Origin of the sequence: Streptomyces katrae (assembly GCF_000966975.1) — a bacterium.
Lineage (GTDB): Bacteria > Actinomycetota > Actinomycetes > Streptomycetales > Streptomycetaceae > Streptomyces > Streptomyces katrae.
The window spans coordinates 1-395 of the sequence record NZ_JZWV01000031.1 but is presented as its reverse complement, the minus strand read 5'-3'; the positions used below and the strand labels follow the sequence as shown (position 1 = coordinate 395).

Sequence of the window (395 nt, the reverse complement as noted above, 5' to 3'; positions counted from 1 at the left end):
GATCTTCCCCGTGGGGCCCACGGGAAAGGCTTCGGTGAAGACGATCCGGCGGGGGTACTTGTACCGCGCGAGCCGCTCCCCGCTCCAGACGGCGATCTCCTCCGCCAGCCCCGGATCCGGCCGTACGCCCGGGGCGGTCCGCAGGACGGCGCAGACCTCCTCGCCCAGCCGCTCGTCGGGGACGCCGACCACGGCGGCCTGCGCCACCGACGGATGGCCGAGGAGGACCTCCTCCACCTCCCGGGGATAGACGTTGTAGCCGCCGCGGATGACCACGTCCTTCTTGCGGTCCAGGACGCGCAGGTAGCCGTCCTCCTCCCGCACCCCGATGTCCCCGGTCCGCAGCCAGCCGTCGACCAGCACCTCGGCGGTGGCCTCCGGGCGGTTCAGGTAGC

At 72.9% G+C, this 395-nt stretch carries 1 protein-coding gene; it reads right to left on the bottom strand.

Annotated elements, in window-relative coordinates; all coding sequences use genetic code 11:
* On the bottom strand, positions 1 to 395 hold a 395-nt coding region (locus VR44_RS02185; RefSeq protein ID WP_045945620.1), incomplete at both ends, for an AMP-binding enzyme.